At 37.7% G+C, this 23,374-nt stretch carries 15 protein-coding genes; 13 read left to right on the top strand and 2 right to left on the bottom strand.

The genetic code is table 11. The annotated features are described in order from the left end of the window. Positions 1 to 95: 95 nt before the first annotated feature. From DIS06_RS16630 to aceA, 8 genes are all read left to right on the top strand, one after another. A complete protein-coding gene (locus tag DIS06_RS16630; protein WP_110114387.1) occupies positions 96 to 1,649 on the top strand; it encodes a fatty acid--CoA ligase family protein in 1,554 nt (517 codons plus the stop codon). 77 nt (positions 1,650 to 1,726) lie between these two features. Beyond that, complete coding sequence (locus DIS06_RS16625) at positions 1,727 to 2,503, top strand: enoyl-CoA hydratase-related protein (RefSeq protein WP_110114357.1); 777 nt, start codon at positions 1,727 to 1,729, stop codon at positions 2,501 to 2,503. A 211-nt stretch (positions 2,504 to 2,714) separates the two neighbouring features. Next, complete coding sequence (locus tag DIS06_RS16620; RefSeq protein WP_481746878.1) at positions 2,715 to 3,662, top strand: ABC transporter substrate-binding protein; 948 nt, start codon at positions 2,715 to 2,717, stop codon at positions 3,660 to 3,662. A 271-nt stretch (positions 3,663 to 3,933) separates the two neighbouring features. Continuing rightward, positions 3,934 to 4,944: an ABC transporter permease gene (locus DIS06_RS16615; RefSeq protein WP_110114355.1), complete on the top strand. Its 1,011-nt coding sequence runs from the start codon at positions 3,934 to 3,936 to the stop codon at positions 4,942 to 4,944. Beyond that, a complete protein-coding gene (locus DIS06_RS16610; protein WP_110114354.1) occupies positions 4,919 to 5,713 on the top strand; it encodes an ABC transporter ATP-binding protein in 795 nt (264 codons plus the stop codon). Before DIS06_RS16615 ends, DIS06_RS16610 begins: the two co-directional genes overlap by 26 nt. A 133-nt stretch (positions 5,714 to 5,846) precedes the next feature. Further along, positions 5,847 to 7,106 (top strand): M48 family metallopeptidase, encoded by a 1,260-nt coding sequence (locus DIS06_RS16605; RefSeq protein ID WP_110114353.1) that lies wholly within the window; start codon positions 5,847 to 5,849, stop codon positions 7,104 to 7,106. Between the two features lie 282 nt (positions 7,107 to 7,388). After that, positions 7,389 to 8,978, top strand: coding sequence for a malate synthase A (gene aceB, locus DIS06_RS16600; protein WP_110114352.1), 1,590 nt, complete (start codon positions 7,389 to 7,391; stop codon positions 8,976 to 8,978). Between the two features lie 68 nt (positions 8,979 to 9,046). After that, the gene (gene aceA, locus DIS06_RS16595; protein ID WP_110114351.1) at positions 9,047 to 10,327 is read left to right on the top strand and encodes an isocitrate lyase; all 1,281 of its coding nucleotides are present in this window, start codon (positions 9,047 to 9,049) and stop codon (positions 10,325 to 10,327) included. A 48-nt stretch (positions 10,328 to 10,375) separates the two neighbouring features. Here the strand turns inward: aceA and DIS06_RS16590 are convergent, their stop codons facing one another. After that, positions 10,376 to 10,612, bottom strand: coding sequence for an IDEAL domain-containing protein (locus DIS06_RS16590; protein WP_110114350.1), 237 nt, complete (start codon positions 10,610 to 10,612; stop codon positions 10,376 to 10,378). 155 nt (positions 10,613 to 10,767) lie between these two features. On the opposite strand from DIS06_RS16590, the gene DIS06_RS16585 reads away from it, so the two are divergent. The 3 genes from DIS06_RS16585 to fabG all read left to right on the top strand — a co-directional run bounded on the left by DIS06_RS16585 (position 10,768) and on the right by fabG (position 14,549). Further along, positions 10,768 to 12,732 carry a S9 family peptidase gene (locus tag DIS06_RS16585; protein WP_110114349.1) on the top strand — a complete coding sequence of 655 codons (1,965 nt, stop codon included), beginning with the start codon at positions 10,768 to 10,770 and terminating at the stop codon, positions 12,730 to 12,732. A 265-nt stretch (positions 12,733 to 12,997) separates the two neighbouring features. Next, entirely contained in the window at positions 12,998 to 13,612 is a 615-nt protein-coding gene (locus DIS06_RS16580; RefSeq protein ID WP_110114348.1) for a TVP38/TMEM64 family protein, read from the top strand. Positions 13,613 to 13,808: 196 nt separating this feature from the next. Further along, positions 13,809 to 14,549: a 3-oxoacyl-ACP reductase FabG gene (gene fabG / locus DIS06_RS16575; protein ID WP_110114347.1), complete on the top strand. Its 741-nt coding sequence runs from the start codon at positions 13,809 to 13,811 to the stop codon at positions 14,547 to 14,549. 125 nt (positions 14,550 to 14,674) lie between these two features. Here the strand turns inward: fabG and DIS06_RS16570 are convergent, their stop codons facing one another. Then, the gene (locus DIS06_RS16570; protein WP_110114346.1) at positions 14,675 to 15,820 is read right to left on the bottom strand and encodes an MFS transporter; all 1,146 of its coding nucleotides are present in this window, start codon (positions 15,818 to 15,820) and stop codon (positions 14,675 to 14,677) included. Between the two features lie 297 nt (positions 15,821 to 16,117). Between DIS06_RS16570 and addB the strand changes: the two genes are divergently transcribed. Together addB and addA are read left to right on the top strand one after the other, a co-directional pair. After that, complete coding sequence (addB, locus tag DIS06_RS16565; protein WP_110114345.1) at positions 16,118 to 19,615, top strand: helicase-exonuclease AddAB subunit AddB; 3,498 nt, start codon at positions 16,118 to 16,120, stop codon at positions 19,613 to 19,615. Then, positions 19,612 to 23,352: a helicase-exonuclease AddAB subunit AddA gene (gene addA, locus DIS06_RS16560; RefSeq protein WP_110114344.1), complete on the top strand. Its 3,741-nt coding sequence runs from the start codon at positions 19,612 to 19,614 to the stop codon at positions 23,350 to 23,352. Before addB ends, addA begins: the two co-directional genes overlap by 4 nt. Positions 23,353 to 23,374: the final 22 nt, after the last annotated feature.

The raw sequence follows: 23,374 nt of genomic DNA, 5'->3' as shown, positions 1-23,374 counted from the left end.
AAAAAAAGTATAATATATTTAGAATTTTAATAAAATTAAAATCTTTTAATGAATGACTATTCATTCATTAAACAAGGGGAAAAGGGAGTGGAATGGTGAATTTATCAACGCAATTACATGAAACAGCAGTGGTTAATCCAACGAAGGCTGCATATATGTTTGCTGAAAACCATGTGACATACGGTGAATTAGATGCATCAATTTCAAAATTTGCTAGCGGGTTGCAAAAATTAGGGGTACAAAAAGGGGATCATGTTGCTTTATTACTAGGGAATTCACCACACTTTGTCATTGGATTGTATGGAGCGTTAAGGATGGGTGCAACCGTTATTCCTATCAATCCAATTTATACAGCAGATGAAATTACGTATATTTTAAAAAATGGAGATGTGAAAGCGGTTATTGCGCTTGATTTACTACTTCCATTGTTAGCAAACGTCACAAATCATCTTCCAGCATTAGAACACGTCATCTTATGTGAAACACCTCAAGGAAAAGAACTTTTAAGCAATCAAGATTCTACAATACCTTCATTTGCTCGTATGTTTTCATCGATACTTGAACTTGGACATCACAATTTTAACTTTCCGGAATTAGTGGACGAAGATGTGGCAATTATCTTATACACATCTGGCACGACTGGAAAGCCCAAAGGTGCAATGTTAACTCACAAAAACGTATACCGTAATGCAAAAGATGTGGCTGACTTTCTTGATATTACAGAAAAAGACCGTGTTGTGGCTACATTACCAATGTTTCATGTGTTCTGCTTAACGGTTGCGTTAAACGCGCCACTTATGAACGGAGGAACGATTCTTATTGTTCCAAAATTTAGCCCAGGCGAAGTATTTCGAGTTGTGAGGGAGCATAATGCTACGATCTTTGCGGGTGTACCAACTATGTATAACTTCTTAATGCAACATCCTCAAGGAACAAAAGAAGATGTTCAAACGCTTCGCTTATGTATCTCAGGTGGTGCGTCAATGCCAGTTGCTTTATTAAAAGGGTTTGAACAAAAGTTTGATGTGATTATCTCAGAGGGCTACGGCTTGTCGGAAGCATCGCCTGTTACGTGTTTTAATCCATTAGATAAAGAACGAAAAGTAGGGTCAATTGGTACGTCTATTATGAATGTGGAAAATAAAATTGTAGACGAGATGGGTGAGGAAGTTCCAGTTGGACAAGTAGGAGAACTGATTGTCAAAGGTCCAAATGTGATGAAAGGCTATTATAAAATGCCTGAAGAAACAACTTATACAATTAAAGATGGTTGGTTATACACAGGTGATTTGGGTCGAGTGGATGAGGAAGGCTACTTTTATATTGTAGATCGTAAGAAAGATATGATTATTGTAGGCGGCTACAATGTGTACCCACGTGAAGTAGAGGAAGTGTTGTACAACCATGAAGCAGTTACAGAAGTAGCTGTTATTGGTGTGCCAGATATGAATTTCGGTGAAGCTGTAAAATGCTTTGTTGTTGTCAGAGATTCTACGGTAACAGAAGAAGATCTCCTTCAGCACTGTAGAGAACAATTAGCAAAATACAAAGTTCCAACTGAAATTGAATTTTTAGAGGAACTACCAAAGAATACAACCGGTAAAATTTTACGAAGAGCCTTGAAGCAACAATTACTTGAACAATCATAATCACCTCTTTTAAAAAGGAATTTTACAAAAAAAGCAGAATGTTTTATTGTAAACGATTTCAAAAAGGGGTTGAAGCAATGGATAGCATTAAGTTTGAGGTTCAAGAACATGTAGCAAAGGTTGTGTTAAATCGTCCAGATGTCATGAATGCATTTAACTATGATATGCTACTTGAGTTAGAAGAGGTAGTCGAGTCAATTCGTATTAACGAAGATGTTCGCCTTGTTACTATTACAGGTGCTGGTGCGAAAGCATTTAGTGTAGGAGCTGACTTAAAGGAACGTAAAACATTAACACCTCAACAAGTAAAGCGTAACATCTTCAAGATCGGTGAAGTGTTTTCAAAGATTGAACAACTCCCACAACCGACGATTGCTGTGATTAACGGATATGCGTTCGGAGGAGGAATGGAATTAGCGCTTGCTTGTGATTTTCGCATCGCCGTTGATCACACATTAGTAGGATTAACGGAGACGAGTTTAGCCATTATTCCAGGTGCTGGTGGAACGCAACGTCTACCACGATTAATTGGAGAAGCAAAAGCGTTAGAACTTATTTTAACAGCACGTAAACTACCTTCAGTTGAAGCGTATACATATGGACTGTTTACAAATGTTGTGGCAGAAACAAAGCTTGAAGAAGCTGTGCAGCAGTTTGTGAGTTCTATTTTACAAAATGGCCCAATTGCGTTACAGCAAGCGAAGTTTGCGGTAAAAGAAGGCATGAAAGTAGATTTACAAACAGGATTACAAATTGAACGAAAAGCATATGAATTAACCATTCCAACCGAAGACCGTGTCGAAGCTCTTGTTGCGTTTGGAGAAAAGAGAAAACCACAATTTAAAGGTAGATAATGGTTCGATACTTGCTTGTTTTACATTGATAAAAAACAATGTAAAACAAGCAAGTTTTTTTATTTGGTGAAAAATTTATAATTTTTAGAAAATAAACTTGAATCTTCCAATTTATGCGTTATAATTTAACACATAAAAGCGAAACAGTACTAAAAGGGGGATTACGATGAAAAAGAGAATGGCAGGAATCGCAGGGGTCGTATTATCAACAATGCTTATTGCAGGGTGTAGTTCGTCTGATACAACAGGTTCAGGAGATGAAGGTGAAAAAGCGGATGTATTTAAAGTAGGGGTGACACAAATTGTTGAACACCCTTCGCTCGATGAAGCATTAAAAGGTTTTAAAGAAGCTTTAAAAGAAGAAGGATTAGAGGTTGAATACGATGTACAAATTGCTCAAGGTGATATGAGTACAAATCAATCTATTGCCACAAACTTTGCCGGTGACAATGTGGATTTGATTTTTGCTAACTCTACACCAAGTGCACTAGGCGCCCTAAATGCAACAAAAGAGATTCCAATTATCTTTACATCGGTTACCGATCCTGTCGGTGCAGGACTTGTAAAATCATTTGAAGAGCCTGGAGATAACATTACAGGTACAACGGATACGCATCCTGACGCAATTCCAAACACAGTGAAATTTATTGACGAATATGCAGAAGGAAACAAAATTGGTGTGATTTATAATTCGGGAGAACAAAACTCAGTAGCTCAAATTAATATGGTGAAAAAGGCAACCGAGGGCACGGACTTAAAACTTGTTGAAGCATCTGTCTCAACAAGTGCTGAAGTAAAGCAAGCTGCAGAGTCATTAGTTGGTAAGGTAGACGTGTTCTATATTATTACTGATAACACCGTCGTATCAGCGTTAGAATCAGTCATTCAAGTAGCAACAGAACAAGATATTCCTCTTTATGTGGGAGAACTTGATTCTGTGAAGCGTGGTGGATTTGCGGCGTATGGATTTAGTTACTTTGATATTGGCTATCAATCTGGTGAAATGGCAGCAAGTATTTTGAAAGGTGATAAAAAAGCATCTGATCTTCCTGTTCAATATCCTGATAATTTAAAGTTACTAATCAATGAAAAAGCGGCAGATGGAATGGGTATTCAATTATTACAAGAATGGGATTCAAAAGCAGAGTATACAGAATAATTCATATGCATGACAGTAAGAATGGGAAATAAATAGGCTGTTTTCGAAAACATTGTTGCTGTTCGAAAGATTTTTACGCAGATCGTAAGTTGATTGAGGTTAGATAAATTGAAAAGTAACTTCCCCTCATCACTTGTTATCTAGCAACAAAACTGATGAAACTAGCTAATAAAAAGAACGGTTTGTGGGCTGTGCAAAAATGGAGGTGTTTAGCTCCTTTTGACACAGCCTCATCGTTTATACAACAAGTTAGAGAAGAGAGGGATTGAGATTGTCTACTGCCATATTCGGCTCATTTGAAGCAGGACTTATTTATGCCATCATGGCACTTGGTGTATATATATCATTTCGAATTTTAAACATTCCAGATTTAACGGTTGATGGTAGTTTCGTAACGGGAGCAGCAATTGCCGCTGTTTGTATCGTAAATGGTGTACATCCAATTTTGGCGTCTGTTTTTGCACTAATAGGTGGATTTATTACAGGATGTATAACGGGCTTATTACACACAAACGGGAAAATTAATGCCCTTTTATCTGGAATTTTAATGATGATTGCTCTTTATTCCATTAACTTGCGGATTATGGGGAAATCAAATGTGCCACTTCTTCAAGAAGAAACGTTATTTACATCGGTTACGGGTATGTTTCGTTTGATTGATGAAGGGTTCAATGGTTTATTAACAGGAATGGGCCTTTCAGGGGTTGTACCAAGGACATGGGCTATTTTAGTCGTAATGATTGTCATTATTGTCGTGTTGAAAGTTCTTCTCGATCAATTCCTTAAAACAGAAATTGGTTTAGCAATTCGAGCAACTGGTGATAATGTGGCGATGATTCGTAGCTTTGCCGGGAAAACAGATATGTACATTATTGTTGGATTAGGAATTTCGAATGCTCTTGTGGCATTTTCAGGTGGGTTAATTGCTCAATACAGTGGGTTTAGTGATATTGGAATGGGGATTGGAATGATTGTCATTGGTCTAGCTTCTGTTATTATTGGTGAAGCAATCGTTGGAGCAAAAACAATTGTAAGAGCAACTTTAGCAGTGATTTTAGGAGCGATTATGTATCGCTTAATTGTTACATTAGCACTCCGGGTTGAATTTTTAGAAACAGGTGATTTGAAATTAATTACGGCTGCAATTGTTATTTTAGCCTTACTTCTTCCAAAAGCTATTCAGCAGTATAAAGAAGGACAGCGGAAAAAAACACGCTTAGCAGAACGAATGTTAACAGAGAGGAGAGGTGAGGCAATTGCTGCAACTAAAACAAATTCATAAAGTCTTTAACGAAGGAACAGCTGATGAAAAAATCGCGATTGATAACATATCTCTTTCTTTAAATAAAGGTGATTTTGTCACAATTGTTGGAAGCAACGGCGCAGGAAAATCAACCTTAATGAACATTATCTCAGGTAAGTTACAAAGTGATATTGGTGATATTTTGATTCATGACCAAGATGTTAGTGCGTGGTCTGAACAAAGAAGAGCAAGTCTGATAGGGCGAGTGTTTCAAGATCCGATGGCAGGAACTTCTCCCCATTTAACAATTGAAGAGAATTTAGCCATTGCATTTAACCGGACAAAGAAGCGAACATTAGCATTTGGTGTAACGAAAAAGAAGCGAGTCTTTTTTAAAGAACAGCTGCAACAGTTACAGTTGGGTCTTGAAAATCGACTAGATGCAAAAGTCGGACTTTTATCGGGTGGAGAACGTCAAGCCTTATCCTTGTTAATGGCGACATTTACAGAGCCGAGCATTTTACTTTTAGATGAGCATACCGCTGCATTAGATCCATCTCGGGCAGAGCGTATTACGGAGCTCACCAAAGAAATTGTTAAACGCTTGAATTTAACAACCTTAATGGTTACACATAATATGCAGCAAGCTCTTTATTTAGGAAACAAGTTAATTATGATGGATAAAGGGCAAATTATCTTGCAAGTAGAGGAAGAAGAAAAGAAATCGTTAACGATTGATACATTATTAAAAGAGTTTCAGCGAATTAGAGGAACACAGCTTGCGAATGATCGTGCACTTTTAGTCTAATAAGAAGAGGTATTAGTACTTTGTAGGGTGGTTACACTTTTTGTGACCACCTCTTTTTATTTTTGTTCTAAATAAGAAATTGATACTTAAACTAATAATAGTGATAAGAAGGTTGTACATAAGGGGGGATAGGGTGAGGAAATTAATTTCATGGTCTGTCATTGGCTTTTTGCTGTATTCATTGTTTATGTATCTCTACTTGTTTTATATGAGTGATACGTCTATTCCAGCGGAGTTAAAAGGGACGAGTGTCGATCCAGCTACATTCATGAATGCAAGAGAACTTATGTTAAGCGAAGAATATTCAAAGATACGGAATGTGTTATTTTTTATTGGTATACCGTATGAATGGTTAGCATTTATTCTTGTTTTAGCATTTGGTTTTTCGAGAAGATTTAGTTATTGGTCTCAAGAAATTAGTAAAAAAATGATCGTACAAACATCTATCTATGCGTTTTGGTTGTCACTTATCTTATTAGTTCTGTCATTTCCGCTAGATCTCATTAAATATCAAGTATCGAAAAACTATAACATTACCACGCAATCGTTTCAAGGTTGGATGAAAGACATATTTATCGACTTTTGGATTAGTTATCTCATGTTGGCTGTGACTGTTGCGATTTTATACTGGCTTATTCGAAAGTATCAGAAACGTTGGTGGTTGTATGCTTGGGTCTTGTCAGTTCCGTTTACGCTCTTTCTAACATTTATTCAACCGGTAGTTATTGACCCTCTTTACAACGATTTTTATCCACTTCAAGATAAAGAGTTAGAAGCAAAAATATTGAATTTAGCCAATGAAGCAAATATACCAGCGGAACATGTGTATGAAGTGAATATGTCAGAAAAAACAAATTCAATGAATGCGTATGTAACAGGAATCGGATCTAACTCACGGATTGTGTTATGGGACACAACATTAGAGAAGCTCGGAGATAATGAAATCTTGTTCATTATGGCACATGAAATGGGTCATTATGTAAAGAAACACGTGTATGGTAGCATATTATTGGCTCTTGGCTTATCGTTAGTTGGTTTATGGATCATCAAACATCTAGCACAATGGGTCATTCGGAAATGGGGACAGACACTTCAACTTTCATCGCTGAATGACGTCGCATCTTTGCCACTTCTTTTATTGTTAGTTTCACTTATGACGTTTATCATTAGCCCATTTACAAATGTTGTGTCACGTTATCATGAACTTCAATCTGATACGTATGCGATTGAGTTAACAGGAGATCAACAAGCAGCTGTGAAAACGTTCCAAGAATTAACAAAGTCAGGATTATCACAAGTGAATCCACCTTATTTAGTCAAACTATTTCGCTACAGTCATCCAACCATTTTAGAGCGAATTCAATTCATTGAAGAATATAAAAAGAGCGAGTAAGCAAAAACTCGAGGTTATCTCAAAAGAAGGAAAAGATCGTTCGTTGAGGAATCTCGAGTTTTTTTTGTGTGGATATGAGCGCATGCTCAATCTTTTTGTCTTTTTAGTGCTAAAAGGCTTAAACAGTGCGTACCTATGATAAGGGAAGATTTAAAGGGTGGACAACTTAAAAGTAGGAAAATTTTTTCAAAAAAGTGTTCCTCTTTAGAATATTCTGTTATATAATAACTAATGTAAACAACAATCTGTTTTATAACAAGAAGAAAGGAGTGTGTCGCATAGATGCAAACAGGCACAACTGGTATCCAGGTTGCTGGTAAAACGACTCCCGCTCATCTTGAGATTTTAACACCAGATGCGTTACAATTTCTGAAATCCCTTCACACAACATTCAACTCAACGAGAAAACAACTATTACAACGAAGAATTGCCCGCCAACAAGAAATCGATAATGGAAAGCTTCCCGCCTTTTTAAAAGAAACCGAACATATTCGTAAAAGTGATTGGACGGTGTCACCAATCCCGCATGATTTACTAGATCGACGTGTTGAAATTACAGGTCCCGTCGAACGTAAAATGATTATCAACGCATTAAATTCAGGTGCAAAAGTGTTTATGGCTGACTTTGAGGATGCAAACTCTCCAACATGGGAAAATGCGTTAGATGGTCAGATCAACCTTCAAGATGCAGTGAATAAAACCATTTCATTTGAAGGGACAAATGGAAAGACCTATCAATTAAAAAGTGATGTGGCAACACTAGTTGTACGACCCCGTGGCTGGCATTTAGAAGAAAAGCATCTTTTAATAGAGAATGAACCGATGTCAGGTAGTTTAGTAGATTTCGGATTGTACTTTTTTCACAATGCGAAAGAGTTGATTGCTAGAGGAAGCGGTCCTTACTTTTACTTACCGAAAATGGAAAGTCATTTAGAAGCTCGTTTATGGAATGATGTTTTCATTTATGCACAACAGTACTTAGGTATTCCAAAAGGAACAATTAAAGCAACCGTTTTAATTGAAACCATTTTAGCTGCATTTGAAATGGATGAGATTCTGTATGAATTAAAAGAACACTCAGCCGGATTAAACTGTGGCCGTTGGGATTATATTTTTAGTTACATTAAAAAGTTGCGTAACCAAGAGAATGTGATTTTACCAGATCGAGCACTTGTCACAATGACCGTACCATTTATGAGGTCTTATTCTCTGTTAGCAATTCAAACTTGTCATCGTCGAAATGTTCATGCGATTGGCGGAATGGCTGCACAAATTCCTGTTAAAAATGACGATGAAGCCAACCGAATCGCATTTGAAAAAGTTCGAAACGATAAAGAAAGAGAAGCGAATGATGGTCATGATGGTACGTGGGTCGCTCACCCTGGCCTCGTTCCTGTGGCAATGGAAGTGTTTGACAAGGTGATGACTGGAAAGAATCAGATTGATCGAAAACGAGAAGACGTACAAGTAACAGCTGAAAATTTATTAGAAGTGCCACAAGGAAACATTACAGAAGATGGCTTACGAACAAATATTAACGTTGGCATTCAATACATTGAATCGTGGTTATGCGGAAGAGGAGCAGCTCCGATTCATAATTTGATGGAAGATGCTGCAACTGCCGAAATATCTCGTGCACAAATTTGGCAATGGATTCGCCATCCGAAAGGCATGTTACAAGATGGACGAAAGATAACATTCGAGCTTGTTGAACAATTAAAGCAAGAAGAGTTACAAAAAATCAAGCAGCAACTCGGAGAAGAGCGATTTAACGAGGGGCGTTTTTCGGAAGCGGTATCTTTATTCGATCAACTAATTGCACAAGAAGAATTCGCAGACTTTTTAACACTAAGAGGCTACGACATTCTTTAATAAGTAAGTTAGTAAAATTACATGGTTATAAAATTGAATTTTCATTTACTAATAGGAGGTTTTTTAAAATGACAAATGAACGTATTCAGAAATTAGAACAAAGCTGGAAGAGTGATAAACGTTGGGAAGGGATTGAGCGTACGTATTCTGCTGAAGAGGTTATTAAACTAAGAGGTTCAATTGACATTGAACATACATTGGCACGACGTGGAGCTGAAAAGTTTTGGAACCTTTTACAAACAGAAAATTATGTTCATGCGTTAGGGGCGTTAACTGGTAATCAAGCTGTTCAACAAATCAAAGCTGGATTAAAAGCGATTTATCTCAGTGGTTGGCAAGTAGCTGCCGATGCAAACTTATCGGGTCACATGTATCCAGATCAAAGTTTATATCCAGCAAACAGTGTACCTCACGTTGTAAAACGTATTAATCAAGCGTTACAACGAGCAGATCAAATTCAACATCTTGAAGGTGAAGGGGATATTGATTACTTTGCACCTATTATAGCGGACGCAGAAGCAGGATTTGGCGGTCAATTAAATGTATTTGAACTAATGAAAGGGATGATTGAATCGGGTGCTTCGGCGGTTCACTTTGAAGATCAATTATCTTCTGAAAAGAAGTGTGGCCATTTAGGAGGGAAAGTCCTTTTACCAACGCAGACAGCTGTACGTAATTTAATTTCAGCACGTCTTGCAGCGGATGTCATGGGTGTTCCAACGATTTTAATTGCACGTACAGATGCAGATGCAGCAGACCTTATTACAAGTGATATTGATCCAGTAGATCGTCAGTTTATTACAGGAGAGCGTACAGCAGAAGGTTTCTATCGTACACGTGCAGGGTTAGACCAAGCGATTGCAAGAGGTCTGTCTTATGCACCTTACGCAGATTTAATTTGGTGTGAAACATCAGAGCCAGATTTAGAACAAGCGGAGAAGTTCGCTAAAGCTATTCACGAGAAATTCCCAGGTAAACTGTTAGCGTATAACTGCTCGCCATCATTTAACTGGAAGAAAAAGCTAGATGAAAAAACAATCGAAAAGTTTCAACGTGAAATTGCAAAAATGGGCTATAAGTTCCAGTTCGTTACATTAGCAGGTTTCCATGCGCTGAACCACAGCATGTTTGAATTAGCTCGTGGATACAAAACGAGAGGAATGGCAGCTTATTCAGAATTACAACAACGTGAGTTTTCAAGTGAGGCTTACGGTTATACAGCTACGAGACATCAACGTGAGGTAGGAACAGGATACTTTGATGAGGTAGCACAAGTTGTTTCAGGAGGAACGTCTTCTACAACAGCTTTAAAAGGATCCACAGAAGCAGATCAATTTACAAAAGCATAGTCACAAAAATGATCCTTCATGCAAAAATGCGTGAAGGATTTTTTAAAATTAAGTAGCAGATTGAACTAATAGTTGGTATTGTTTGGCGAGGTCACGGAAGGTTTGCTGATCACGGTTGTCTAAGGCTTCATCGATGCTTTGCTCTAATAGTTCTTTACGTCTTTTGAACAAGGATTCGTCAATAATCATGTCGATGTACACATCTAACATGCTGATTGTCTCCATTGTTCTTTTTTTGCGGGCTAACGACTTCATCATTTCGGTATACGACTTTTCGTTTTTCATGAAAAATCACCTCGGAGTCTTTTTAATAGTATATAGATGAAGAAAGAAAAAAACAACCAATTTTCTAAATTTTTAGATTTTTAAAGCTGAGTTCTGAAAATTCGATATAATCCTTCCTTATATAGTACAATAAACAGCAAAGGAGGCGTAGGAACATGTCAAAAAAACGAGCATTAATCTTAGATGATTTGAACCGTCTAAAATCGGTTTATGACGCAAAGTTATCACCAGATGGAAGTCGGGCGATTTATGTATTGCATGGAATGAACTGTGAAACGGAAAGTTATTATTCACATTTACATATGATTGAGCTAGAAACAGGTGAAACAAATCAATGGACGTATGGAGCACAAAAAGACTATTCACCACGATGGTCACCCACTGGACGTTCTCTTGCATTTTTATCAACTCGTTCAGGTAAACCGCAAATCTATCTTGTTTCATCGAATGGCGGTGAAGCAAGGAGGTTAACAGATTGCCAGCAAGGAGCATCAACGATTGAATGGTCACCAGACGGTCGTTATATCTTATTCTCAACAAAGAGCTCAGAACAAGAAATACGTAAAGACACGACAGAACTTAAACCGCTAGTCGTAGAAAATCTACAATACAAGTCAGATGCAAGTGGCTTTTTAAAAGATATGTATTCGCAAGTCATGATGGTGGAAGTTGAAACAGGCAATGTCACACAGTTAACGAGTGGACCGTATCATCATAGTGTAGGCTGTTGGCTACCAGATCAGAAGTCAATTGTTTTTACAGCGAACAGATCTCAAAACCCAGGTTTATCTCTCCATTCTGATGTCTTTATTTATGAAGTAGAAACAAGTTTATTGACGAATGTGACAAATGGGAGAGGGTACTTCTCAACTGTATCGGCTTCACCGGATGGTACATATTTAGCGTTAATTGGAAATGAACGAGAATATCAATCGGCAACGGTTAATAAGATTTGGTTGTATCATTTACAGAACCAAACGTTTACATGCTTAACGAGTGAGTGGGATGTAGAGATAGGGGATGTAATGGTGGGTGATGTTCATTCTTGGCGAACCAATCCAGGTGTTTTATGGACCAGTGATAGTGAAGGATTTTATTTCCTCATGAGTGACCAAGGAAATGTAGGTGTTTACTATGGTAACATTCATGGAGAAATGTATCCGTCATTATTAGAAGACTTGCATGTATATAGTCTATCCATTCATCCAGAACAGCATAAAGCGGTGATTGGAATTAGTAAGCCTAGTCATCCTGGTGACTTATACATGCTGAACTTAATGACAGGAGAGCTTGCGCAAGTCACGAATGTAAATCAGGACTTAGTGGAAGAAGTTGAGTTTGTTACATCAGAGGCGTTTTATACGAGAGCAAAAGATGGTTTGCAACTGCAAAGCTGGATCATGAAGCCTCCTCACGATAAAGAAAGTGACCAGTATCCACTTATTTTAGAAATTCACGGTGGGCCTCATATGATGTATGGGAACACCTTTATGTATGAGTTTCAGTTGCTAGCGGCGAAAGGTTATGCGATCCTATTCTCAAATCCACGCGGCGGTAGAGGGTATGGTCAAGCATTTGTCGATGCTGTACGCGGTGATTATGGTGGTATGGACTATGAAGATTTAATGGTAGTTGTGGACGAAGCAATCGAGCGCTATCCTTTCATTGATACGAATCGACTAGGCGTTACGGGTGGAAGTTACGGTGGTTTTATGACGAACTGGATTGTTGGTCAAACAAATCGATTTAAAGCAGCGGTTACACAACGTTGTATTTCAAACTGGACAAGCTTTTACGGTGTAAGTGATATTGGTTACTATTTTACAGAGTGGGAAGTAAAAGCAGATATTTACGAAGACATTGATAAGCTATGGCATCACTCACCATTACGACTTGTATCAAATGTTGAAACACCATTGCTTATTTTGCATAGCGAAAAAGACTATCGCTGTCCAATTGAACAAGCTGAACAGCTCTTTATCGCGCTAAAACGAAAAGAAAAAGATGTGAAATTTGTTCGTTTTCCAGAAGCCAATCATGAATTATCACGTAGTGGCCCTCCTGTTTTAAGAAAACATCGTCTAAACCATATTATAGAGTGGTTTGAGCGTTATATGTAAACATTGCTTTTTAACACTAATCTAAAACCGATTGAAATATAAGTGAGTAAAGAAGGGTGAAATGCAAGGTATCTTTCCTGTCTATTTCTTGATCTTAAAAGGTGTTGTTGGAAAGAGATGTTGCCGGCTGAGTAGAGTAGGAGAACGATCTTTTTGTTCCTACTCTACTCAGCCTCTTTTTGTCATAAGGTTTCTTTTATTTTAAAAAAGGAAAAGGTACAATAAGAGTAGTGAATTAAGTTTTCGGTTGTAAGGAGATTAGGGAATGGATTTCGATACATTGCAACAATATATGACATTAGAAGGCGTTTTGAAATTGTTAGAAGAATATCGCTCATTTGGCTTAATTACAGGCGTTTTATTACCGATGCTTGAGGCGTTTATACCAATCTTACCGTTATTTGCGTTTGTTATGGCAAATGCTGCTGCATTCGGATTGTGGTTAGGATTTCTGATCTCATGGATCGGAACATGTGTAGGAGCTTTAGCTGTGTTTTTTCTCGTTCGTCGATTTGGACGAGAGCGATTTTTTTCGTATATACGAAAACATCAACAAATTAGAAAGATTATGCTTTGGGTAGAGAGACACGGGTTTGGCCCTTTATTTCTAATGCTTTGTTTTCCCTTCACACCATCTGCAGCCATTAACATTGTCGCAGGATTATCACGTGTGAGTGTTGCGCAATTTACGCTTGCAGTTCTTGCAGGCAAAATGGTCATGGTGTTTGTTATGAGCTTTATCGGAGCTGATTTTGTTTCATTCTTTAAAGAGCCTATCAAAACTGTGATTGTTGTTGTCGTTATTTTTGTTCTTTGGTTAGTAGGGAAACAAATAGAAGCTCGCCTAAACGTTGGGATTGCCAATCAAGACAGAGAATGAATGTCTTGATTTTTTTGTTAAGAATAAAGAGAAGTGAAAAAATGTTAAATATTTATTGGGGTGTAGAATACTTATTAAGTAAGCGGTAGTTAGTACAATTGATGGATTGGGTATATAGATACAAAAAGAACTTTTTAGAAAACAATTGAGTAGGTGGTTGTACGAATTAAATCGTTAGCTATGAGGAGGTAGAGAGATGAGGTTGGAAAACAAAGTAGCTATTATTACAGGTGCTGCAAACGGGTTAGGACTAGAGAGTGTTAAAGTATTTTTACGAGAAGGTGCAAAAGTGGCCATGGTTGACTATGATGAAGAAACAGGGAGAAAAAGAGCGAAAGAATTACAATCAGAAGGAAATGAAGTAGAGTTTTTTCAAGTGAATGTAGCGGACCGGAAGAGCGTCGATCAAATGGTTGAACAAGTTGTTGAGCGATTTTCAAAAATTGATATTTTAATCAATAACGCAGGTATCACGAGAGATGGAATGCTGACAAAGCTGGCAGTGGAAGATTTTCAACGAGTGCTTGATGTTAACCTAACGGGTGTTTTTCATTGTACGCAAGCTGTTGTGCCACATATGATTAACGAAGGACAAGGAAGAATTATTAACACATCTTCTGTCTCAGGGGTGTATGGGAATTTTGGTCAAACCAATTATGCAGCTTCAAAAGCGGCGGTAGTAGGTATGACAAAAACGTGGGCAAAAGAGCTAGCTCGTAAAAACATTACAGTCAATGCAGTAGCGCCAGGATTTATAGAAACCAATATGGTAGCAGCTGTTCCTGAAAAAGCACTTGATCAAGTGAAGTTAACCATTCCGATGCGACGCCTTGGAAAACCGGCGGATATTGCACATGCTTACTTATACTTAGCATCTGATGAAGCGAACTATGTAAATGGTACCGTGCTTCATGTAGATGGTGGAATTATGATGTAGGTGTTAATCAAAAGAGGAAAAAGCCTCATTTGATTATACTGAAACATCCTTTGCTGATAAGATTCAGTACAAATCAAACCTTGAATTTGCAAGGGATGTTTCATAAAGTCATTTTTTCCTATCTTTTAGCGATCTGTCTTTAAAAACGATGAAGTTATTATATTTATAAGGAAGATAAGAATAAGGACTAATATGGAAGATTGGAAGCTAAATGGTTTTACGATAAGTGGTGCGATGCTTGCGCCTGTTAGTAAAATAAATGAATAAAGAGATATAGCAGACGTTCGGTGCTGTTTCGCTTCATTTCCAATGCATGTAATTACACTAGGCAAGAGTAATGAAATAGCGGCAACAAAAAAGATAGAGGAGAACGCAATATTTGAAATAGATGGGTACAGAACGATAGAGACAAGTGAAAGAGTTCCAATAAGAAATCCAATCCGTAACGTCTTTTTTCCACCATATCGTTCAATGATGGGTCCTGTAAACAACGATAAAATAACCCCAATTAAACCAACAGAACGAATCATAAACACCGTATGTGTATTGAGAGCAGGTGTAGATAAAAAGTATTTAGCTAGACTTTCATAAAAGAAAACAAATGACAGCATCAAGGTAAAGGTGATGATGTAGCTTTTAAGTAGTTCGACGTTGGATAAATGTCGACGAAAAGATGAAAGAATAGCGGAGTTGATCGCAGGTGTATGTGAAGGTGTTGGTAGGACAACCCATGTGACAATAAATAAACAAAAGTAAGCAACACTGAATACAACAAAAATAAATCCCCATTGAAAAAACAATGAAATCACCATACTAGCAAGTTGACCTAAAATGCCTGCGACTAAAAACCCCGTATTAATAAGAGCTAACACAAGTGTTCGTCTTGATGACGAAAATAATTCAAATGTATAGGCAAATGCAACAGGTGCGAAGCTTCCTAATGTAAAACCTTGAAGAGCTCGGCTAATATAGAGTGCTAATGAAGTTGAGGATAGCGAGACCAAAAAAGTGGTCAAAGCAGAAAGCAAAAGTCCAAAAACAATGATTTTCTTATGGTTCAACCGCTGAGCGAGTCCCCCAAATGTTAACAACCCCACTGCATAAAAAAAGGTGAAAAAGCTACTTCCGTATATTGCTTCTTCTACACGCACTTCAAACTCATTCGCAATTGTTTCATAAATTGGAATCATCGTATAAATGTTAGAAACAACTAAGATAGCAGTAAGGACAAGTAAAGACGTAACATGTGTAAGTTTTTGGTTCATCTCCATCCATATCACCCCTTTATACCGTATGACCTAGAAGCTTGTTGTGTGTAAATGTTTAATGGAGAAAAAGGACGTTAAATGGTATTCATTTTATATGTGACACTTGTAAAAAGAGGAATGACTTTCAAAGGAAGATTATTGGTGTTTTTAGCATCGTTTCAGTAAAATAGAAAGAAGAGAAATCATCATTTTTAAATAAAAAGAGATTGTTACGTCACGTTTTTTACGTGGCGTTGTCTATTTTTGGTTTACCTTTTTCGATACAATAAAGATAGGTTTATGAATGTAAGGGGGATATGGATGGCACTTCAATTTATAGTAGGGCGTTCAGGAAGTGGAAAGACAACTCAATGTCTTGATGAGATTCGAGCACAGTTAAAAGAATCACCACTTGGAGACCCCATTATTTATATTGTTCCAGAACAAATGACATTCCAATCGGAGTATGCATTAGTCAGCACACCCGAACTAAATGGCATGATTCGTGCACAAGTTTATAGTTTTACACGTCTTGCATGGCGTGTTTTGCAAGAAGTTGGTGGCATGAGTCGTTATCACCTGGATCAAACAGGCGTCAATATGCTTATTCGACGTATTATTGAACATAAAAAAGAAGAATTGAAGATCTTTTCAAAAGCAGCTGAGAAAACAGGGTTTATCGATCAGCTAGAACAAATGATTACAGAATTTAAGCGCTACTGCTTAGAGGCAGAAACGTTAGAAGAGAAAAGGCGACAATTAGTAGAAGATAATGAACAAGTACTAGCAGATAAATTATATGATTTACAGCTTATTTATCATGAGTTAGAAAAACAACTTATTGGTAAGTATGTAGATTCAGAGGATTATTTACGTTTATTAGCTGAGAAAATTCCAAAGTCTTCTTATTTAGCAAATGCGACGATTTATGTAGATGGTTTTCATAGTTTTACACCACAAGAATTAGACATTCTCAGTCAACTTATGAAGAGTTGTCCACATATGACGATTGCTTTAACAGCGGATAAGCCACATGAAGATTTTATTCCAAATGAGCTACACATGTTTCGTCAAACGAATGAAACGTACCGAACGCTTGTTACATTAGCAAATGAACATAGCGTAGAGATAACAGGACACCATGTATTAGAAGAGCAGAAACGTCATGAGAAAGCTCCAGCAATTGCTCATTTAGAACGTTTTTTTGATGATCGTCCAACTGTACCATTTCATGAACAAAAAGATGGTGTTCGTTTAATGCCAGCTGTGAATCGTCGAGCGGAAGTTGAGGGAATTGCAAGAGAGATTTCAACGCTCGTACGTGACAAAGAATATCGTTATCGTGATATTGCACTTGTTGTGCGAAATGCACCAGATTATCATGATTTACTTGAAACGGTTTTTCGTGACTACGATATTCCATATTTTATTGACCAAAAACGAGCGATGTTTCACCACCCGCTTGTTGAATTAATTCGCTCTAGTTTGGAAGTAACAACAGGTCAGTGGCGTTATGAAACCGTTTTTCGAGCAGTAAAAACAGACTTGCTATTTCCGTTAGATGCAAATGTGAAAACGTATCGTGAAGAGATGGATTTACTGGAGAATTATGTACTTGCATATGGTATTCAAGGTTCAAAATGGACAAAGGAAGAACGTTGGACCTATCGACGTTATCGTTCTTTAGATGAGAGTGATGTAGGAAAAACAGACGAAGAAATTAAATTTGAAAACAAACTTAATCATTTACGGTCACTTATTGTGAGACCGTTAAAAGAGCTTCATGAAGGACTGAAGAAAGGGAAGACCGGACGACAGAAAAGTGAAGCATTGTATCGATTTTTAACAGAACTTGAGATACCGAAGAAAATAGAAGCATTGCGTAATCAAGCAGAAGAAAAAGGAACAGTTCAAAAAGCGCGTGAACATGAACAAGTTTGGAAGTCTGTTCTGCATTTACTCGATCAATTTGTTGAAATGATGGGTGATGAGAATATTTCAATTAAGCTATTTACGGATGTGATAGATACAGGGCTCGATAGTATGCAATTTGGTCTTGTTCCTCCTGCGCTTGACCAAGTATTAGTCGCAAGCTTTGAACGCTCTCGTTTTTCAGAGATTAAAGCAACCTTTGTGCTTGGAGTAAATGATGGCATCATCCCCGCTAAGATACAAGGAGACGGCATTTTATCCGAACAAGAGAGAGAGTATTTATTAGAAGCAGGTGTATCACTCGCACCGACTAGTCGAACAAAGTTATTTGATGAATCATTCCTTATTTACTTAGCATTTGTAAGTCCGTCAGAAACACTTTATATTAGCTACCCACTTGCGAATGAAGAAGGAAAAGCATTGTTGCCATCTGTCATAATTAATCGAATGAAGGAAATGTTCCCGTTAGTTGATGAAACACTGTTAATGACAGAGCCAGCCGAATTAGATGAAAAGGCACAGCTAACATTCGTCACGAATCCATTAACAACCATTACACATCTTGCTGGACAATTACAAGCATGGAAGCGTCACTATGCAATGGATGACAGTTGGTGGGATGTCTATAACTTTTATGTGAACAACCCTGAGTGGAAGAGATACAGTGAAAAAGTATTAAGTAGTTTATTTTATAAAAATGAAGCGAAAGCACTGACAAAAGAAACAAGCAGTCGCTTATATGGAAAGCACCTTAAAGCGAGTGTGTCCCGAATGGAGAAGTTTCAAGGCTGTCCATTTTCTCACTTCGCTTCTCACGGCTTAAAGTTACGAGAGCGAAAAGTATTTCGCCTTGCTGCTCCAGATATCGGGGAACTATTCCACGCTGCACTTAAGATGATTTCAGATGAACTGCGAATGGAAAAGCGAGAATGGAGTCACTTAACGAAAAAAGATTGTCAGCAGCTTTCTTCAACAGCTGTGAATGAACTTGCACCAAAGCTTCAAAACGAAATCTTATTAAGTTCAAATCGTCATCACTACTTGAAACATAAGCTTCAACAAATTATTGAACGTGCATCAATTGTGTTAAGTGAACATGCAAAAGCGAGTGGTTTTGCTCCTGTTGGCTTAGAATTAGGATTTGGTCCCGGTGCTGAGTTACCTCCTATTCAATTTCAATTAGAAAATGGCTATACGATGGAGCTTGTCGGACGAATTGACCGTGTTGATAAAGCTGAAAGTTCAAAAGGACTCTTGCTTCGAATTATTGATTATAAATCAAGTGATAAAGCATTAAATTTAGTGGAAGTTTATTATGGTCTAGCCCTACAGATGCTTGCTTATTTAGATGTTGTCGTTACGTATTCAGAAGAACTTCTTCAAGATAAACGTCAGACGTTACCGGCAGGAGTACTTTATTTCCACGTTCATAACCCAATGATTAGTACAACAAAAGCTCTTTCACTAGATCAAATTGAAGACGAATTATTTAAACGATTTAAGATGAAGGGGTTACTGCTAGGAGATGAAGAAACAGTTCGCTTAATGGATGAGACACTTGATGTTGGACAGTCAAAAGTTGTATCAGCAGGTTTGAAAAAAACGGGCGAATTTTACTCTAATTCATCCATTGCAAGTGAAGAAGAGTTTAGTAATCTTCGTCACTATGTACGAAAAAAGATTGTGGATGTCGGTACAAATATTACAAATGGTGCTATTGATATTTCACCATATAAATTAAAAGATAAAATACCTTGTACGTTTTGTGAGTATCGTTCGGTTTGTCAATTTGACGAGTCAATGGATACGAATGAATATCGTCAATTAAAAGTTGAAAAAGAAGACTTGATTTTACAAAAAATTCGAGAGGAGGGCCATAAAAAATGAATGAAGAGATGATAAAAAAGCCTGAGGGAAGCCAATGGACAGATGACCAATGGAAAGCGATTGTGTCATCGGGTCAACATATTCTAGTAGCAGCAGCAGCGGGTTCTGGTAAGACAGCTGTACTAGTTGAACGCATGATTCGTAAGTTACTTTCGACAAGCAATCCAATTGATGTTGATCGGTTGCTTGTTGTTACGTTTACGAATGCTTCTGCAGCGGAAATGAGGGGGCGAATTGGAGAAGCATTAGAGAAAGAGCTAAAGAAAAATCCTTCTTCTTTGCACTTGCGTCGTCAACTAAGCTTGTTAAATCGTGCATCAATTTCTACACTACATTCATTTTGCTTAGATGTCATTCGAAAGTATTATTATTTAATTGATTTAGATCCAGGTTTTCGTATTGCCAACGATACAGAAGCAGAGCTTTTACGTGAAGAAGTGTTAGACGAGTTATTTGAAGAGCAGTACAGTCTCAAAGATAATCAAGCGTTTTTTCAGTTAATTGATTCTTATACAAGCGACCGTCATGATTTAGATATTCAGCTAATGGTACGAAAAGTGTATGATTTTGCTCGTTCAAATCCAAATCCAAGTAGATGGTTAAGTATGCTAGTGCAACAATACGAAGTAGACGAAGGTGCAACAATCGATGAATTACCGTTTCTGTCTTTCTTAATGGAAGAAGTGCTTTTACAGCTAAAGGGCGTGGAGACGATGTTGCAACAGGCAATGAGTGTGACGCGATTACCTGGAGGTCCAGCTCCACGTGCAGCAAACATTGAAGATGATCTACAACAAGTTCAACGTTTAATTCAATCAGGTAATGAGTCATTTTCATCTTTGCATCATGATATTCAAAGTTTGAAGTTTTCGCGTTTAAAGCCTTGTAAAGGTGATGAATATGATTCAGCCTTAATTGATGAGCTATCGGATTTACGTAAAAAAGCAAAAAATGCGCTTGAAAAAATCAGTGGCGATCTTTTCTCTCGACCCATTCATGGATATATGGATGATTTTAAAAAAATGAAGCCACTCATTGAGGCATTAGTTACAGTAGTGAACGAATTCGGTAAGCGTTACGAGTCAGTGAAGAGAGAAAAAGGGTTAGTTGATTTTTCGGACTTGGAGCACTATTGCTTGCAGATTTTACGAGATCCAAATGTTGAGGATCTTGAGCCTTCTGATATCGCGAAAAAGTATCGTCATCAGTTCGCAGAAGTACTTGTTGATGAATATCAAGATACAAATATGGTGCAAGAATCCATCATTAAATTGGTGACAAATGATGAAGAAGAAACAGGAAACTTATTCATGGTTGGAGACGTTAAACAATCCATTTATCGCTTTCGTTTAGCGGAACCATTTCTTTTCTTAAGCAAGTACAAGAGATTTACTCATGACGGTCGAATATCGGGTATGCGAATTGATTTAAATAAAAACTTCCGTAGTCGTACAGAAATACTAGACGCAACAAATTTTTTATTTAATCAAATCATGGATGAAGAAGTTGGAGAAATTGTCTATGACGACGATGCATCATTAAAGTTAGGTGCACAATATCCACCTGTTGAAGGAATGGAATCTGAGCTGTTGTTAATTACGAAAGAAAGTGGTGAACAAGTAGAGTCAGAGGAAGTAGATGATTCTCTTGTTGGATTTTCAGATGTTGAACTTGAAAAAGCACAGCTAGAAGCACGTGCCATGGCACGTAAAATTAAAGAGATGGTTCAAAATCGTTTCCAAGTGTACGATCGCAAATTAGATGTGATGCGTAATGTGACGTACCGTGATTTTGTTATTTTGTTACGTTCTATGCCATGGGCTCCACAAATTATGGAAGAATTCAAGCAAGAAGGTATTCCAGTTTATGCAGATTTAGCAACAGGATATTTTGATGCAACTGAAGTCATGATTATGATGTCGGTATTAAAAGTCATTGATAATCCACATCAAGACATTCCGCTTGCATCCGTTTTACGTTCACCTATTGTAGGGCTGAATGAAGAAGAGTTAGCAACAATTCGTGTTGCTGATAAAAATGGAACGTATTATGATGCACTCACTGCCTATCTTGATGAACAAGCGGCCACAGATGCTTTGTATGAGAAAGTGCAGGCTTTTTACGAGCAGCTGCAAGTTTGGAGAACAGAAGCAAGACAAGGTGCTTTATCTGCACTTATTTGGAAGTTGTATCGTGATACAGGTTTCTTTGAGTTTGTTGGTGGGTTACCTGGTGGCAAACAGCGTCAAGCTAATTTACGCGCGCTTTACGACCGCTCCCGACAATATGAAGCAACGTCGTTTAGAGGACTATTCCGCTTCCTTCGGTTTATTGAACGAATGCGTGATCGAGGTGATGACTTAGGAGCGGCACGTGCACTGGGTGAACAAGAGGACGTTGTAAGATTGATGACAATTCACAGTAGTAAAGGGTTAGAGTTTCCAATTGTGTTCGTAGCTGGTTTATCTCGTCAATTTAATTTGATGGACTTAAATAAAGCTTATTTATTAGACAAAGAGTTAGGATTTGGGTCGAAATATATTGACGCAAAGCTACGTATTACGTATCCAACATTATTGCAACAAGTTATTCGAAAGAAAATGAAAAAAGAAAGCATGGCTGAAGAAATGCGTGTGTTATATGTGGCATTAACACGTGCAAAAGAGAAGCTTATTTTAGTTGGAACGGTTAACGATTTTGAAAAAACGGCCAAAAAATGGAGCAGTGTCATTGAACATCGAGAATGGGTTCTTCCATCGCATGTCAGAGCTGAAGCCAAGTCTTATTTGGATTGGATTGGCCCATCTCTTGTTCGTCACCGAGATATTCTTCCGATGATTAGTGACGATTCATCTTCACTAACACCTATTTATGAAGATTCGTCTAAATGGCACTTAACTATCATGGAAGCAAAAGAGTTAGCAGAACAAGAAGTGATAGAAGAGTTGCAGCACGAAGAAATCTTGCAAGCACTTAAACAACAAAAGCCAGTCCCAATTACGAGTGAATATGTAGAGAAAGTAACTACACGGTTGAATTGGTCGTATCCATTCACAACTGCTTCTGTCCACCGCTCGAAACAATCAGTATCAGACATCAAGCGTCAACAGTTTGTAGATGAAGAAAGTGATGACGCGCTTGTTCGGAAAGCCAAGGCACCGTTAGAAGATCGCCCGACTTTTTTACAAAAGAAAGGACTAACTGCTGCTGAAAGAGGAACTGCCATGCATGCGGTGATGCAGCATCTTCCACTGACTGTTGAGCATACGAAAGAAAGTGTACAAGCATTTGTAGATGAATTGGTCATAAAAGAGCTGTTAACAATTGAACAAGCGGATTCAATTGATGTAGAAGCCATCGTAGAGTTTATAAGTAGTGAGATCGGACAGCAATTGTGTGAAGCGCACCACGTCTACCGAGAGATGCCGTTTAGTTTAGCTGTATCAGCTAAAGACATCTATTCGCAGTGGGAGTCAGAAGAAGATGAGAACATCCTTATTCAAGGTGTAATTGATTGTCTTTATGAAACGAATGAAGGAATGGTTTTATTAGATTTTAAAACAGACAATATCACCTATCAATTCGATGGAGATTTTGAGAAGGCAAAACCGGTTTTACTAGATCGTTATCAAATTCAATTAGAGTTATATGCAAAAGCGATTGAACAAATTATTAAACAACCGGTTACTAAACGTTATTTGTATTTCTTTGATGGTGGCTATGTGATAGAAGTATAGATGAATGAGGACAGAGAATGCA

Origin of the sequence: Bacillus sp. CGMCC 1.16541 (genome assembly GCF_003184905.1) — a bacterium.
Taxonomy (GTDB): domain Bacteria; phylum Bacillota; class Bacilli; order Bacillales; family Bacillaceae_H; genus Priestia.
Note: the sequence above shows the minus strand (reverse complement) of the source record. Positions and strands in the feature narration are given on the sequence as shown.